13 protein-coding genes are annotated in these 16,084 nt (G+C 39.6%); 6 read left to right on the top strand and 7 right to left on the bottom strand.

Annotated features, from left to right (window positions below; all coding sequences use genetic code 11):
* Positions 1-9 precede the first annotated feature (9 nt).
* The 4 genes from A6754_RS15585 to A6754_RS15600 form a co-directional block, all read right to left on the bottom strand.
* A complete protein-coding gene (locus A6754_RS15585; protein WP_066447679.1) occupies positions 10-2,913 on the bottom strand; it encodes a bifunctional diguanylate cyclase/phosphodiesterase in 2,904 nt (967 codons plus the stop codon).
* Positions 2,914-3,068: 155 nt separating this feature from the next.
* Positions 3,069-3,428 (bottom strand): YisL family protein, encoded by a 360-nt coding sequence (locus A6754_RS15590; RefSeq protein ID WP_066447680.1) that lies wholly within the window; start codon positions 3,426-3,428, stop codon positions 3,069-3,071.
* 211 nt (positions 3,429-3,639) lie between these two features.
* Positions 3,640-4,545: a fumarylacetoacetate hydrolase family protein gene (locus A6754_RS15595; RefSeq protein WP_066447683.1), complete on the bottom strand. Its 906-nt coding sequence runs from the start codon at positions 4,543-4,545 to the stop codon at positions 3,640-3,642.
* 10 nt (positions 4,546-4,555) lie between these two features.
* Positions 4,556-5,722: a DUF418 domain-containing protein gene (locus tag A6754_RS15600; RefSeq protein ID WP_066447685.1), complete on the bottom strand. Its 1,167-nt coding sequence runs from the start codon at positions 5,720-5,722 to the stop codon at positions 4,556-4,558.
* A 182-nt stretch (positions 5,723-5,904) separates the two neighbouring features.
* On the opposite strand from A6754_RS15600, the gene A6754_RS15605 reads away from it, so the two are divergent.
* From A6754_RS15605 to A6754_RS15630, 6 genes are read left to right on the top strand one after another with little or no spacing between them, the layout of a single operon-like run.
* Positions 5,905-6,126 (top strand): spore germination protein, encoded by a 222-nt coding sequence (locus A6754_RS15605; protein ID WP_066447688.1) that lies wholly within the window; start codon positions 5,905-5,907, stop codon positions 6,124-6,126.
* A 17-nt stretch (positions 6,127-6,143) separates the two neighbouring features.
* Complete coding sequence (locus tag A6754_RS15610; RefSeq protein ID WP_066447692.1) at positions 6,144-6,383, top strand: spore germination protein GerPB; 240 nt, start codon at positions 6,144-6,146, stop codon at positions 6,381-6,383.
* 47 nt (positions 6,384-6,430) lie between these two features.
* Complete coding sequence (gene gerPC / locus A6754_RS15615; RefSeq protein ID WP_257299194.1) at positions 6,431-7,072, top strand: spore germination protein GerPC; 642 nt, start codon at positions 6,431-6,433, stop codon at positions 7,070-7,072.
* The gene (locus A6754_RS15620; RefSeq protein WP_066447697.1) at positions 7,069-7,245 is read left to right on the top strand and encodes a spore germination protein GerPD; all 177 of its coding nucleotides are present in this window, start codon (positions 7,069-7,071) and stop codon (positions 7,243-7,245) included. Before gerPC ends, A6754_RS15620 begins: the two co-directional genes overlap by 4 nt.
* A 4-nt stretch (positions 7,246-7,249) precedes the next feature.
* Positions 7,250-7,648, top strand: coding sequence for a spore germination protein GerPE (locus tag A6754_RS15625; protein WP_066447702.1), 399 nt, complete (start codon positions 7,250-7,252; stop codon positions 7,646-7,648).
* A 34-nt stretch (positions 7,649-7,682) separates the two neighbouring features.
* Positions 7,683-7,901 carry a spore germination protein gene (locus A6754_RS15630; protein ID WP_066447704.1) on the top strand — a complete coding sequence of 73 codons (219 nt, stop codon included), beginning with the start codon at positions 7,683-7,685 and terminating at the stop codon, positions 7,899-7,901.
* Positions 7,902-7,965: 64 nt separating this feature from the next.
* Here the strand turns inward: A6754_RS15630 and addA are convergent, their stop codons facing one another.
* From addA to lepB, 3 genes are all read right to left on the bottom strand, one after another.
* Positions 7,966-11,706 carry a helicase-exonuclease AddAB subunit AddA gene (addA, locus tag A6754_RS15635; protein WP_066447706.1) on the bottom strand — a complete coding sequence of 1,247 codons (3,741 nt, stop codon included), beginning with the start codon at positions 11,704-11,706 and terminating at the stop codon, positions 7,966-7,968.
* Positions 11,684-15,184, bottom strand: coding sequence for a helicase-exonuclease AddAB subunit AddB (gene addB / locus A6754_RS15640; RefSeq protein ID WP_066447707.1), 3,501 nt, complete (start codon positions 15,182-15,184; stop codon positions 11,684-11,686). The genes addA and addB overlap by 23 nt, the downstream gene beginning before the upstream one ends.
* Before the next feature lie 264 nt (positions 15,185-15,448).
* On the bottom strand, positions 15,449-16,003 hold the full coding sequence (lepB, locus tag A6754_RS15645; protein WP_066447709.1) for a signal peptidase I: 555 nt from the start codon (positions 16,001-16,003) through the stop codon (positions 15,449-15,451).
* Positions 16,004-16,084: the final 81 nt, after the last annotated feature.

The following is a 16,084-nucleotide window of genomic DNA, read 5'->3' on the forward strand; positions in this document are numbered from 1 at the left end:
TTAGTAATTTTAGATGGAAACTCCTTTAATATCTTTTTCGAAATCTGCCGACTTTAAGGGTTTGTGATAGAAAAATCCTTGTGCAAAGTGACATTTCATTTCCTTTAGCAGTTCTATTTGCTCTTCCGTTTCAACACCTTCTGCCACTACTTGAACATCCAAGCCTTGTCCCATTGTAATAATCGCCTTGACTATGGCAACATCCGATGTATCCAGCTTTAAATTATTAATAAACGAGCGGTCAATTTTCAGCGTATTAATTGGCAGGTTTCTTAGATAGGATAAAGAAGAATAGCCTGTCCCAAAATCATCAATTGACACCTTTACTCCAAGTTCCTGCAATGACTTCATGACTTGTATACTATAGTCTACATCATTCAGCATGGTGCTTTCTGTCAATTCCAACGTTAAGTATTTGGCTTCGAGCTCAGAATCCAATAATGCCTGTTTGACTTGTTCAACAAAATTTGGCTGCTGAAATTGATTTGCTGATACATTCACAGAAATAGAGAGCATGCCTAAGCCCAGCCTCTGCCACTGTTTATTTTGAACACAAGCCGTTCGTAAAACCCAAGCTCCAATTTCTTCAATTAGGCCTGTTTCTTCAGCAAGCGGAATAAAGTCTGCTGGTGACACTACACCTAAAATGGGGTGATTCCATCTGATCAGTGCTTCACTTCCATATACATTCCCGGTTTCAAGATTGATTAAAGGCTGATAGCATAAGTGGAATTCATTTTTCTGTAATGCTTTCCGCAAATAACTTTCCAGTTCAAGTCTTGCCATTGCCTGACTATCCATTTCCATTGAAAAAAATGTGATGCGATTGCCTCCTTGCTTTTTTGAACGATTCATCGCAATGTCGGCATTCTTTATTAAAGAATTTTGATCTTCCCCGTCATTCGGAAATAAACTGACACCAATGCTTGCCGTCAGGAAAAATTCTTTTCCCTTATAATAAGCTGGCTTTGCAATTTCTTGAAGGATGTATTTCGCTTTTTTCATGACATCTTCCATATCCTTTGTCCGCGAGAAAACAAGCGTAAACTTATCACCGCCAAAGCTGCTTAAATAAGTGCCGGCAGTTAGTACTTTTTCAATTCTTTCTGAAAGTTCTTTTAAGATCAAATCACCCGCATCATGTCCAAAACCGTCATTAATAAATTTGAAACGGTCAATATCAACAGATAGTACTGCAAGCATTCGCTTTTGATTTTCCGCTTTTCGCGTAAATTCCTCCAGCTGCTCAATAAACTTCACTCTGTTTGGAAGACCGGTGAGTGTATCAAAGTATGATAACTCGGTCACTTTTTCTTCAATCTTCTTTAACTCTGTGATGTTTTTTCCAATTCCATATACACCAACGGTCTGACCATTCACTATAACTGGTATATTCTTAATTTGATATAAATTGTTTTCACCAGTTTTAGTCGTTAATTCAATATTATAATGCTGATGCTGACCTTTTAACGCTCGGGCATAGTGAATTCGAATTCTTGGAATATCTGCAGAGTCTATATAGTTTAAAGCAGATGTTCCAACTACCTCTTCTTTACTATATTCAAAGGTTTTTTCAAATGCTTTATTCACACTCGTAAAAACGCCGTTTAAATCAGTTGAATAAACGATATCCGCGTTGTGATCAAACAACGAGCGATAGTGCTGTTCTGAAAGTGATAGACTGTTATTTAACTCCTCAATATCCTTAAGTGATGCGCGCATTAAATGTGTTAAAGAATCAATCGTTTTAATGTAATGAGGAATCTCATAATCAAACGATTTTTTCTCTGCCATCTTAATACTTCCTTCTGAAAGGGCTAAGCATGAAAAGGAATGACCAAGCATTTTGGGCTGCCGGCCATTTGTATACCCAATTTCACCATGCAGAAAAACGCCGTTTGACGGAGCAATGCTCTGCAGCATGGCAAGCTCCATCTCAGCAAAATCTTGAGAGTAGTTCTTTTTTGCAATACAATTGTATACAAAAATGGATTGAGGACTTTGCTGGCTCAGTTTCTCCATCCAGTCTGAAGTATGATGAATCATATTTTGGATATTGGTATAAGCAAAACTTAGCAGATCGCCTTCCTTTACTGGCCGGCTAACTTTAATGCTTCCATCCGTCTGAATCGAAGTAATAAAGACAGGCAATTTTTCTCCCTTATATTCGTGCAAAAAAGGAAATTCCATGCTTGCTTTGCTTAAATGGGAAGCGTTATGTTCACCAAGATAGTTCTTTATCAGCAGCAGTGGATCCTTTCCGTCAATTTCGTAAATTGATGTTCCATTCGCCTTTGTTACAGTAAACGGCCTGCCAATTTCCTCAAGCTGATAATTTACATAAGAATGAGCATTTAAATACTCGCCTTGTAAAGCGACAGCCGTAACGCCATTTGATATAATACGATCTTGGTTAAAAACCAATGAATCATCTGCCGTCTTTAAACAACCGGCCATCCCGCCTGCTAGGATGATCTCAGGGTAATCTTCATGCAGCACTTCCAATACAGACTGTACATTCAGTTCATAGCCTGCAAAGAACAAAATCAGTGCTTTCGTCCTTTCTTCTGCTAACTCACTTAGAGCTCGGCCGATTTCTATACTATTATTATTTTGATTTGTATCTATATAGATGGATTTAATTTTTGTATCTTCAAAAATGGTGAACGTTAGAATAATGTTATTTTCCGATAGTTTCCCTTGAAATATTTCACCAGATGCAGTGCAGCCCGTAACTATTCCCAGAGGAATATACATACGCAAAGCCGCCAGCAGCTGCTCCAGTTTTTCCTTATCAGTAGTGCCTGAAAAGACTTGAACAAGTACATTTGAATATGTAGTTAATTCATGATCTTCTATAAAACTATACAGCTGGTCATCGTTTGTATACATGCAAGAATATGTTTTAGCCATCATAACCCACCACTAATAAAGTATTATTCTAGTTAATAAGCGCAGGAAAAGTTTTTATAAACTTTTCCCTTATCTTTTTAAAAATACCATATTTATAGGACTATTGATATGAAAAAATAAAAAAGCTGTCGATTTGACAGCTTTTTAACAGCGATTTACATAAAAGGAGTAAAACCTAATGGCAGTTTTAATCCTAAATAAATGACAAGAACTAAGGAAATACCAAGCTGAGCCCAGAGAATACCTGTTTTCTTGCCTTTAGCGGTGCGAACAAGAACCATCTCTACCGCAGCAATTACCCAAATGCCAATTAAAGATTTCAAAATGTACATCATATCAATATTACTTATTGATGTTAACATCCAAATGCCTGTCCCAATGATCAGCAAATAAAAGAGTCTTAATACCATATGTACAATTTTTGCACCTTTTGCTTTGCCGCTCTTTTGAAGACTAAGTACAACAAAAAATAGGATTAATGCAACTACCCATGTCGTTATATGAGCATGTGTCATTCCTAACTGCCCCCTCTACTAAAGTTCGTTTACATCATATCATATTGACATTGAAAATCCTAAGGTTAAGATAGCTGCGGGATTTTCGCCGATACAATATGTGTCAAATTTTTGACAAATCACTAAAATAATTGACTCAGCAAATTCAACAAGGGTTATATTCGTTTAACTTCTTACTGTTCCCTATATCCTTTTAACTTGCAGGAATAACTTATTCTACTGTATTTTTTAACGTCCCAATTCCTTCAATCTCAATTTCAACTGTATCACCCTTCTTTAAGAAACGAGGCGGTTTAAACCCTTTTCCGACACCGGCCGGCGTTCCTGTTGCGATCAAATCGCCAGGCTCAAGTGTCATCCCGGATGAAAGAACCGAAATAATTTCATCTAGCGGGAAAATCAGCTGATCTGTAGTGGAATCCTGCCTAACTTCTCCGTTTACACGAGTTTGAATCCTCAATTTAGATGGATCTTCCACATAAGATGCTGGAACAATCCAAGGACCGACAGGACAGGTGCTATCCAGACTCTTGCCTAAGAAAAACTGTTTATGCTGCTTTTGAAGATCCCTTGCTGTAACATCATTGATAATGGTGTATCCAAACACATAATCCATTGCTTCTTCTCTGGGAATTGCTCTTCCTTTTTTCCCAATCACAATAGCAAGTTCTCCTTCATAATCCAGCTCAGACGTTACCGATTCGTGCGCTTCAATTAGTTGCTCATGGCCAATGACTGTTGTTGGTGCTTTTGTAAACACCATGATATGCTCTGGGATATCATCCTTACTTCCCAATTCAATTGCATGCTCTGCATAATTTTTGCCGATACAAAATACATTTTTTAGCGGTCTTGGGATTGGGGCAAGCAGTTGCATTTCTTTAACTTCATATATGGCTTCCCTTGCTTTTTCCTCATTGGCTTCTGCCCACTCTGTTAATTTCTCAATATCATTTACAATTTGATTTCCGGTCTTAATACAGTCCAAAAGTGTCTCTGGAAAATGGTCTTGTCCGCTTAATTCAGCAGCTTTAGTCAGATCTAGTACAAAATGTTCGTCTTCCATTAAAACGCCTGCTAAGATTTGATTCTCTTTTTTAAAGGTAAGTAGCTTCATAATGTCACTCCTATTTTTTCATTTTTGGAATTTCCCAGTACGTGAATGATCTCCATACCCATTCAACAGGACCATACAAAAACCTTTTAGCATAAAACCTGCTAAACAACAGCTGGATGAAAAAAATAATGATTACGAGCACAGTGCCTGTCACTACGGATATCTCGCCAAATAATCCAAAACCATAACCATAAAAAAGAATACTGCATAGCAAAGATTGAAACAAATAATTGCTTAAAGACATTTTGCCTATATAAGCCAGCGGTTTTAAAAGTTTAAGCAAATGCATGTTGCCAACTGCCCAGGCAATAAAACTTCCGTATGCAACCGCCAGCAATGGTCCGCCAAACGTATCCTGAACATAATCAAGAGCCAATGATCCATTCATGATGTAAGGAAGAAGTTTTATAAGCAGACCAAGAATGAAAGTAATGATGGCCATATTTCGAAATAATGATCGCCGCTGACCCGCATTCTCAAGAAATTTCAGCTTTGCCGCACCTCCGCCAATAAGGAATAATGGCAAAATGGAAATGAGCATTACCGGAAATCCGCCTACATTATTTGCATACCAATCTTCTATTCTTTCAGCAGTTATTTCTGTGAAAGTACCTGTATGATACACTGCCGCTGCATCTTCGGCTAAGCTGTTATCATACATTGTAAGATCATCCGGCGGGAAGATTAATTCAGCAGCAAATAATAAGAGACAAAGAAGCAGATTCGGAATAATATAAATGACCAAACCTGTAATAAGCATGCTTTTTCCATTTATTTTGACAAATAAAAGAAAGATAAAGGCCAAAATTGCGTACATTGCCAAAATATCCCCAAACCATAGAAAAAAGGCGTGTCCTAAACCCAATAACAACAAAAACGAAAACCTTCTTACCGCAATGACATTGAAAGACAATTCCTTCTTTAATACCCTCTCCCTCAGCATGATTACACTGTAGCCAAAAAGGAGAGCAAATAAAGGATAGAAGCTTGCTTGCACAAGAACATCAATCACACCGTAAACGGTTTGATCGCTTCTGTCTGTCCACCAGCTGAGCGGATCAATATAGAGAAATGGCGAATGAAAAGAGAGCATATTGACGAGAAAGATGCCTAATATCGCAAAACCCCTCATAATATCCAATGATATAATTCTTTCTTTTTCTGTAACTGAACTCATCCCTATCTCCCTTCATGTTATATCTCCATTCATCATAGAAGATTTTGGATATGTTTGTCTATTACAAAACAAATAAAATTTAGGCGAATGTATCACACAATATACTCTGACACATAGGATGATATTATTAACTACCCGCCTACTTTCTTAAGGCGGAGAAAAACAATTAAAGGGTGTCTTATATGCCAGCAATAGTCGGTGTTGTGCAAGTCATTTCGGTTGGAAGCAGTTCTATCTTTAATATAGGGGACGTCTACAAAATGATGCCCATTTCTACAGCTAAAACTTTTTCCGGATCAGGCTCTTTTAACACCGGAGACGGTTTAAAGGTCACCAATCATTATAGTACAACAAACACCTATGATTCCGATGGCATCGATCAGGCAAATATAATGAATTTATAAAGTAATAGGTGATGATGATGAATTTTTATATTCAACAATCCATACACATTAATATGATAAAAATCGGAGGAGTTTCAAACTCTTCTGTCCTGCAGATTGGCAGTGCAGGGATTATTAAGCCCGCTTCCTACTTGTATAATACAGGCGGCTTTACAGAGCCTGCCCCAGAAGTGATTGGTGAGGTTGAAAATATGCCAGTCACGGATACTTTAATAAATTCACCAGCTGTCCCTCTTGTCGCTCCTTCTAATGCTTAAGGCCACATTACATGCTGCAGCTTCCATTAAAATTTTTTAGAAATGAGGTGGAGCCGTTGAGCCAAGATCTTTATTCCTATCTGCAGGGTTTGCAAGGCTATATTCAAACGCTCGAAAAGCGGATCTCCAAACTTGAGAAAAAAGTTGCGGAGCTTGAAGATGAAACACGTCAGCTGCAAAACCGCCCACCTGTGCATATTGATACTATTGAATATAAGTTTGACCAATTAAAGGTGGAAACATTGGAAGGAACGTTGAATATCGGATTAAACCCGACAGATCTGCAGGAACAGATTGAAGAATTTGCAATCGATAACAAGGATGTTTATGCACCTAATATTAAAGACACCTACGCTCCTCCTTCTCCAAAAGATTTTATGTATCATAGCATGGGCGTGGAAAATGAAATGTATCGCTATTTAGAACAAGACCTCCCAGAAGTGATTGAAGACGTTCAAGCCGAAACAAATATTTCATTAGATGAATCCTACATCAATTTTATTAAGGAAGACATTTTGAAACAGCTGCCGAAACGGATTGACTATTACTTAAAAAAGGAACACGCAGCGATTGCTGAAGAAGAACTGCAAGATCATGTAACCAGTATGCTAAAACAAGAAATTCGTAATGGTGTCTCCATTTTTGCCAATAACTTGCCCGAAAATATGAGAGGAGAGAAAAGAGAATGATCTTTCAAGTCTATAATCGGAATTTAAACGTTGGAAATATTAGAGTAATTGGTGTTTCCAGCTCCTCCATTTTATTGGTTGGTGACGCTGAAACTATACAGCTGGCATCTACTTTTGATACTCCGGCTGAATCATTAATTATCGGGCCGTTTGTGCCTTTATCGCCGGAGTAAGCTTATGCTGCAAAGAACATCCATAGTAGATCATATCCGTATAAATACACTATCCTTTTCTTCCATTTTTGAAATTGGTGATGTTTCATATATTCAAGGGTTTTCACGGGCAATTGCCAATCAGCGGCAAAAACCGCTTTTCCGAAGTGATGAAGGCAGTTTTAGAAGATATCCAATCTTTAGAGAACCCATTCCTCTGCCTTCCATTGATGAAGCAGTCACAATGGAGGTTACACAATTAAATCCTGGCATTAAAGTTCATGATATTGATGTTCTTGGGGCATCCTCATCTTCGATCGTACAGCTCGGGAACACCAAAAAAATATTCATGGAATCAAGAATTAAACATATTCGCCACGTTACCTCAAACGGTAATCCGCAGAATTCGGATGTAAACAGTTAACAAAAATAAATTCATATATTCAGGAGGTTGCCACATGCCAGCCATCGTAGGTCCTGTGCAGGTTGTTAATAACTCTGATGGAATTGTACAATTTGGAGACTCATTGATCATTTCTCCAAAAAGCACAGGTAAATCAAATTCGGGTTCAGGCGCAGCTAATACAGGCGCTTTTGTTGTCACAAATAATGGTTTAAGTGCAAGCAATGTGCTTGATACCAACCTAGTTGACCAGCCAATGATAGGAAATAATTAATACAGAAACTTAAAAAAAGCCGGCAATCGAAAGTTTATCGAGCCGGCTTCTTTTCATATCATATTTATAGTTTAATCGTAAATCGGCCATCAAATAAATATAAATACCTCTCATTGACCTTCCGATTCCATATATGTTCTATGGCAGTTGTATATAAATTAAGTTGTGTTTCATAACGTTTGGCAAGCTCGATGATTGCTTGTTCCTGACCGCCTGGGAATCGCCCATCAACAGCGTCTGATTTATAATCTACCAACACAAGACCCTCTTCATCCTCAAATAAACAATCGACAATTCCCTGTACGATGACGTTTTCGTCACTAGCGTCCCAGTTCGGATATACCTCACTAGCAGGAAGGGCAAGACTAAACGGAACTTCCCTGTAAATGTTTCTAGCCTGCTGCATCCTTTGCGCAATATCACTATCAAAAAAAGGCAAAACCTGCTCTGGATCAATTCCGTCACTCTGTTCGGCTGTCAAAAGTTCTCTTTGCACGAGATCATCTATTAAAACGTGAATACTTTGAATGGTCGGTTTTGTCCTTAAATCTATATGCTGCATCAGCATATGCATGGCCGTGCCTCGTTCAGCAGGCGACAGCTTTTTCTCCTGCATGAATTTTGGACGGTTAAAAATCGGTTTGCTAAGCTTGCGGACAAGTTCGATTCCGCTTTCCTCAGCAGCAAAAATTTCCTTCTGACGCTTAATTTCCGAAACAGATTGCTTGGATCTATGCTGTGCAGCTTCTTTGTATTCATAAGTCCAGTCCAGCTGTGCCTGAAGCTGCTCCTTATATGGCGATTGGATCGGTACCCGCCTTTTTGCATACACATCATCAAGAAAGGAATCTCCCTCATCCGTTTCATTTTCCCCAAGAATAACGACCTCGGACTGATTGATCACATCAATTTTCCAGCTTGAAGGATGCTTCAGCAGCTCTTCAGATACAGCGTCAACGTGTTTTAGCGGACCGCTATCTCGATGTCTGACAATTGCCGGAGCAATCCAGTCCATATATCCTAAGGCTGCAGCACGGTTATACTCACTTAACAGCCAATCTCCGACTGAAGCAGCCTGCTGCCAAACCTTTATTTTCTTCTCTGCATTTTTAACTGAGGCAATCAAATAAAGCTTTTCTTTTGCACGTGTTAATGCCACATATAAAACACGCATTTCTTCAGCAAGCATCTCCATCTTCTTTTTCCTCTTTAGTGCGAGCTGCGGCAATGATGGGTAGGTAATGCGTTTTTCCGCATGAACATATTTAGCTGCAAAACCATAATCCTTATCAAATAGGTATGATTTCTTAAGATCCATTGTATTAAAATTGCGCGCTAGTCCAGCGATAAACACAAATGGGAATTCGAGTCCTTTACTGCTGTGAATGGTCATAATGCGGACAACATCCTCTTGTTCTCCCAACGCTCTGGCCGCACCTAAATCATCGCCTCTTTCGCGCATTCTATCAATAAATCTCAAGAAGCGGAAAAGTCCTCTAAAAGAGGTAGCTTCATATTGACGGGCACGATCATAGAGCGCGCGAAGATTTGCCTGGCGCTGCTTCCCGCCTGGCATCCCACCTACAAAGTCGTAAAACCTTGTTTCACGGTACAAATGCCAGACCAGGTCGGACAATGATCCTTGCCGGGCCATGGTTCTCCAGCCTGTTAATTTTTCTAGAAAAGGAGCGGCCTTTTCATATAATTCTTCCAATTCACCAGCAGGTTTTTGAAGACAGATTGCGGTTAACGCTTCATAAAAAGACCCTTTTTTATGATGTATCCTAATCTTCGCAAGCTCTCCTTCTGTTAATCGGACGATAGGGGAACGCAGCACGGCAGCAAGCGGAATATCCTGGTATGGATTATCAATTACTTTTAAAAGAGACATCATAATCGATACTTCTGTTGCTTCAAAATAACCTGATGATAAATTCGCATATACAGGAATTCCCTGCTGCTTGAACTCTTCCATGATTTGCGGAGCCCATGTCATTGAACGCAGTAAAATAACTATGTCACGGTACATAGCTGGACGATTTGCCTTCAGCTTGGGATTGTACACCTCTTTGCGATTTTCAATTAGGTCTTTGATTTTTGCCGCCATATATCTGGCTTCTACTTGTGATTGTGCGAGCTCAGCCTGATCAAATGCATCTTCTTCCGTTTCAGTCGGCTCATCACTTCCGGATTCCATATCAATAAGAGCTACCTCAATTGGATGTTCCTCATCTGTTGGGTAAGGAGCACCATTCACAAGCTCTGCATCCTCGTCGTATTCAATTTCGCCGACTTTTTCACCCATAATCTGCTTGAAGATATAGTTGGTTCCATCCAGCACTTCTTTTCTGCTTCTAAAATTCCGCGCTAAATCAATCCTTAAGCCGCTTCCTTCTCCAGCAGACAGAAACCGATTATATTTTGTCAAAAACAGGTTAGGTTCTGCCAGCCTAAAACGATAGATTGATTGTTTTACATCTCCGACCATAAACAGGTTGCCTTCTTGCTCAGAATCTTTTGTCACAAGCTGAAGGATTGCTTCCTGCACCATGTTTGTGTCCTGATATTCATCTACTAATACTTCTTTAAATTGCTTTCGGTATGCTAAGGCAGCGTTCGAGGGCTGCAGTCTTCCTGCCTCATCCTTCACAGCTAATATTCGAAGGCAGTAATGTTCCAGATCCGCAAAATCTACGATTCCTTTTTCTGCTTTTACTAAGGTAAAGCGCTCTTCAAACTGTTTGACGAGATACGTCAGAAGCTCCATATGATGCTTCATTTCACGAATATCCTTTAAGAAGCTTTCAGGTCTTCTGGAGAATAGCTCACTCTGAAGATCCTGCAGGATTTTCTTGGTTTTATCTCTTAGCTTTTTCGCTTGATCCACTAATGCTGCGTCATACTCATCGCCTTTAACCGTTTTGGCACGGCCAAATTTCCAGGAGTTCATCGCCTCATAAAGAGTGGCCCATGAATCATTTTTTGCGGCAATCAGCATATCAACCACTTGAATATCATCAATAAAATTTTCCGCCATCGGAGCTGGTCCTCCTGGCTCCTTGGCTAATTTCAGCGCCTGTTCCAGCATTTTTTTAGCGCCATTCAGCTGCAGTTCAATGTCCTGCAGCAAAAAGTGCGTGAAAGGCAAATCCTCTATGACTGCATCTTCTTCCATGCTATACATGTCAACAATTGAATTCAGATAGGATTCTGGCGAAGGATTGGCCATAGCAAAATCGTATAAATGACGAATGATATCCTGCAGTCCTGTATCACTCCGGTCGTTGGAGTAAATATCGACAAGCTCAAAAAACTGCTCGTTTCCTTCCTTGCCATATTCATCTTCGAACAGTTCTTCGAGCACTTCATCTCTTAACAGCTGTGCTTCCGTTTCATCTGCAATCCGAAATCCAGGATCAATATCAATTTCATAATAGTTCTTACGAATTGTATCCAAGCAAAAGGAATGCAAAGTAGAAATGGATGCTTTATTTAGCGTGCTAATCTGTTTTCTTAAGTGAAGAGAAGCAGGATCAGCCGTAATTGCCTTTTCAAGTGCTTCTCCGATTCGGTGTCTCATTTCTGCTGCTGATGCATTTGTAAACGTAACCACCAGGAGTTCATCCACATTTAGCGGTTCATTCTCATCAAGGATTTTATTGATGATTCGTTCTACAAGGACAGCCGTTTTCCCCGACCCGGCAGCCGCTGCAACGAGAATATCCTTGCCCTTTGCCATAATGGCTTTCCATTGATCATCCGTCCAGGTCGCTTCAGCTGGTTTAGGCGGTATCATTGTTTTCATGCTCATCCACCTCCTTTTTAATACGATCAAGCACTTCTTCTTTCGACTGTGTATTTAAAAGCCTGAAACTATTACTTTCAATTGAGTCGTCAAATTGACATACCGACTTATATTCACAGAAGGTGCATGGTGTTTGCTCTTTTAATTTATAAGGAGAAATATGAACATTTCCGCTCATAATTTCATTACCTGAGTGAATATACTTCCGCCGCACAAAGCTTCGTAAAGAGTCAAACTCCTGCTTGCTCGCAATTTTGGATTTTTTAGAAATCGAACCATCCTTTTTAAAGCCGGCAGATACGATGGCAGAGTCACTATTATCAATTGATTGGTCCATCAGGCGAATCACATTTTCTTCACCGAGCATAAGACCTTGCATTTTAAACTTCTTCATAAATTCCTGTTCCAGATCTTCTTCTTTGAGCATTTTACTGACTGCTAACATTGGGTTATGCACATGGAAATATAACACCCCTGCAGGGAATGCCTTATTTCCGACCAGTGTTTCAGAATGAGCAATGATGATGTCTAAATAAGTGAGCATTTGCATGGCAAGCCCATAATACACTTCATTGACGTTTAAATCTTTACTGCTTGATTTATAGTCTATGACTCTTAAAAAGATGCCTTGATCATCCTCTGCTTTATCAACACGGTCAATTCGGCCGACAAGCTCCATTTTCACTCCGTTTTTAAGCGGGAAGGTCATGGATGGCAGTTCAGCCTTTGGACCAAATCCTAATTCCAATCCAACTGGTGCAAAGCCGCTTACCTTCGCATGTTCTCCCAAGATAAAGGAAGCTCTCGTAATAATCTGCTCTAGCTTTCTTTTTATATAGTAATGACGGTTGGAGCTTAAGAGAATTTCATTTTGAAGCTTTGGAGCCAGGAGCTCGACTGCTTCCTTGGCCAAAATTTCAAATTGATCCCGAGTCAGCTTGTCCCATGCCATCTTTTTCACACTGATGGTTTCAGCAATATATTTAAGTGCTGCATGAAACAGCTCCCCAATATCCGGCGCATCCAGACGGAAGATCTGACGCTCTCTCAGCTTTAAGCCATGCTGCGCAAAATGAGAGAATGGACAGCTATGATACAGCTCCATTCGTGAAACACTTGCGAGAATATGATCTCCATAAAGCTCTTTCGTCATATCCTCACTTAAATTTTCTGTCCTATTTTCATAGGTTAAACTCTCTAAAACATGTCCTGCTGTTTCTCTCCATTGGTCACTTTCCATATAGAGATTATAGACATCCCACCATAAATCATAGATATGGTAGTTTCTTTTCTTCAACTGAAGCTGTGATGTTAAAAAGGTTAATGCGGTTTGATAACCTGCCGCATATTCAACCTGCTTCTCTTCAGGCAATTCAAACGGATCTGCCATATAAAAATCTTCCTGCATCTCTGGAAAGGTATCAGTGAATTTTTTAATATAAGGAGATGGCAGCAGTGCTTTTCCTTCTTCAGTTGCTAATGGATAACTGATATAGAGCTCTTCTGAAGAAGATACAAACGCTTTATACGCAATAAATTCCTCATCAAGCAGCTTCGTTCTTGTGCTTGGAGCTATTTTCATGCCAGCTGCAAGCAGTGCTTCACGATCCTGATCAGCTAACACGCCATCTTCAGGAAACTTAGCAGGAAGAACTCCTTCATTTAGACCAATCACAAAAGAAGTTTTTATATTGGATAAGCGTGAACGTTCCATATCGGCAACTATTACTTGATCAATTGCAGGCGGAACGAGTGAAAATTGGAGTGATTCCATTCCTGCTTCTAGGATAGAAGCAAATTTTTGCAGCGCCACTTCCTCATTACCAAGCATCTCAACAAATTGATCCAGCAGTTCAATGACAGCACTCCATGCTTGATTATGCTCTCTTGCTTTTATTAAATTCCCTTTTTCTTCTTCAATGGCTGCCCATTTTTCCAGTTTTTCTGGAACAGCTAGTTCTTCAAGATATAAATAGATTGCCTCACAATAACCGCGGCCATCTGTTGCCTTCTTCATTCTTTTTCCCATTCTTGCAATTGGCTGTGCGATATAATCACGAAGCTCATTCAATTCCCGTTCTATTTGCTTTTCAGCGTCTGTCTGGGCAATATTTTCAAGTTCAAGACCGCGGAATCTGCGGTAAGTCCAGTCTGATTTGCCTGTCCATTTAGAGCCTTGGATTCCATATGCCAGCACATAGTTTTCCAGCCGGTCCATTTGTTCACGCAGCTTTTGCTGGTTCAACTTTGCCGGGAACAGCAGCTCTGTTTTGACGGCTCTAAAAACGGGTTCATACCGCCAGTTCCCATACAGAACCTCTAAGCTTGAGCGGATCAGCTCAATAAGCGGATGATTTAACATCGTTCTCTTTTGATCAATAAAAAAAGGAATTTCATAATCAGTAAAAACGGTTTCCATGATATCGTGATACTCATTTCCGTTTCGTACAAGAACCGCCATATCTTTGTAACGCTGGCCTTGTCTTGCCAACTGCTTCATGCGGCGTGCAACACCTTCGATTTCTGCTCTCCTATTGACAGCTTGAGCAAGGTGCACATCAGAATACCCGGAGAAGGGCATGTTTGGACGGGTTTCAAATTGAGCTTCTACATGCTGAATTGCCGGTGAAATCCAGCGTTTTTGCTGGGATAGCACTACTTCCTCAACATCCAGCCCTAAACGATTCGAGATATCCTCTATGGTTTCATACGTTTCATTGCTCATTCGGAATAAACTAAGCTCCGAACGAAAACGGGATTGATGATCATCCATTGTCATTGTGATTGTTACCTTTTTGCAGTGCTTCATCAGCTGTTCAAGCACCAAATATTCCTGAGGTGTAAAACGATAGAAACCATCAACATATACTTCACTATTTTTTAGATAGTCTGATTGTGCAGCCTTCTCTGACAGCAAAGAAAAATAATCTTCTGAATCAACGTATTTTCCGCTCAATGATTCTTCAAAACTTCTATAGATTACTTCCAGATCGTGAAGTTTATCATTTAAAGCCTTGTTAATTTCATTGTTTCCCTGCAAATTCTGTCTTCTTGAGGATAATTCTTCAGCATTGATGCAATAGCGTTTAAACTCTGTCATCATCGTTTCCATTTGTTTAATAAATCCATTTTTATCAGCAGCTTTTTGGAAAATATGAAGCTCCTCTTTATGATCTTCAATCAGCTTTCGAATCAGCATGCTTATGCCTGTGCTGTTTAAATGCTGCCGGCTGATTCCTCCGGTCTCCTGCAGAATTCTCCAGGCCAGCCGTGTAAATGAATACACTTGTGTACGGATCATTCCGTTAATGTTAGGGTTTGCTAATATATTATATTCAGATTGAAATGTCATTTGTTCTGGCACTAAATAAATGATCGGATTTCCTTCTGGATTACTCTCCAACTTTTGACGGATTTCACTCAGACATAATTCTGTTTTTCCGCTGCCTGAACGTCCCATTATCATACGTACGGACATTTATTCTACCGCCTTTCATTCGAAACTAGCATATTTTATTATTTTATCATAGAAATTCAAGAGCATAGCACTTCAGAATTTGTAAAATAATTGAAGTCATCATTCTTCCTATACTGTCTTTATCTCTGCTGATTTTTTTAGAATAACATGTTGTTTCCTTAAGCATCCATCAATTACGAAAGCTGGTTTTATTCCATTCATAGCTCTTTCTGCTCAGAAAAAAAGCACACTGCCAAACTTCGGCAGTATGCTTCATAACTCATCTTATAGTGATGCATCCATTTCATTTAAAGGCCAATATTTCACATCAACCTTCCCGACCACCTGTTCAATTGCAATATAGCCAAAATGCCTGCCATCCCAGCTGCCGGCGCGGTTGTCTCCCAGAACAAACAATTTACCTTCAGGCACAACTTCAGAGCCAGTTACTTCTTCTAATGTGAAGTCACCTGTTAAATGTCCAAAAGGATCGACTTCCTTATAGCTTTCCAGAAAGGGCTCGTCTATTTTTTGATCGTTGACATAGAGAAGATCATCCTGATATTCAATCTTATCACCTGGAAGGCCAATTACTCGTTTAACAAAATCTTCTTTGTCATTATGATGAAAAACAATGACATCAAATCGATCAAAATCACTAATCTGATAGCCGATTTTATTGACAATTAATTTGTTTCCGTCTTTGAGGGTTGGCATCATTGATTCCCCTTCAACCACGTAATTGGATAAAAAGAATGTCCGTATGAATGCAAAAATAATAACCCCAATCAGAAGTGCTTTAAGCCATTCTGCACTTTCTTTCTTAAGTTCCTCTTTCAAGACAGTCCCCTCCAAAGGCTGAAGTATATTTACAGCAGCTGTGATTTGCTAAAAAGAAAACGGGGATGAACCGAGAAACCA

It is taken from the genome of Cytobacillus gottheilii (assembly GCF_001636345.1).
GTDB lineage: Bacteria > Bacillota > Bacilli > Bacillales > Cytobacillaceae > Cytobacillus > Cytobacillus gottheilii.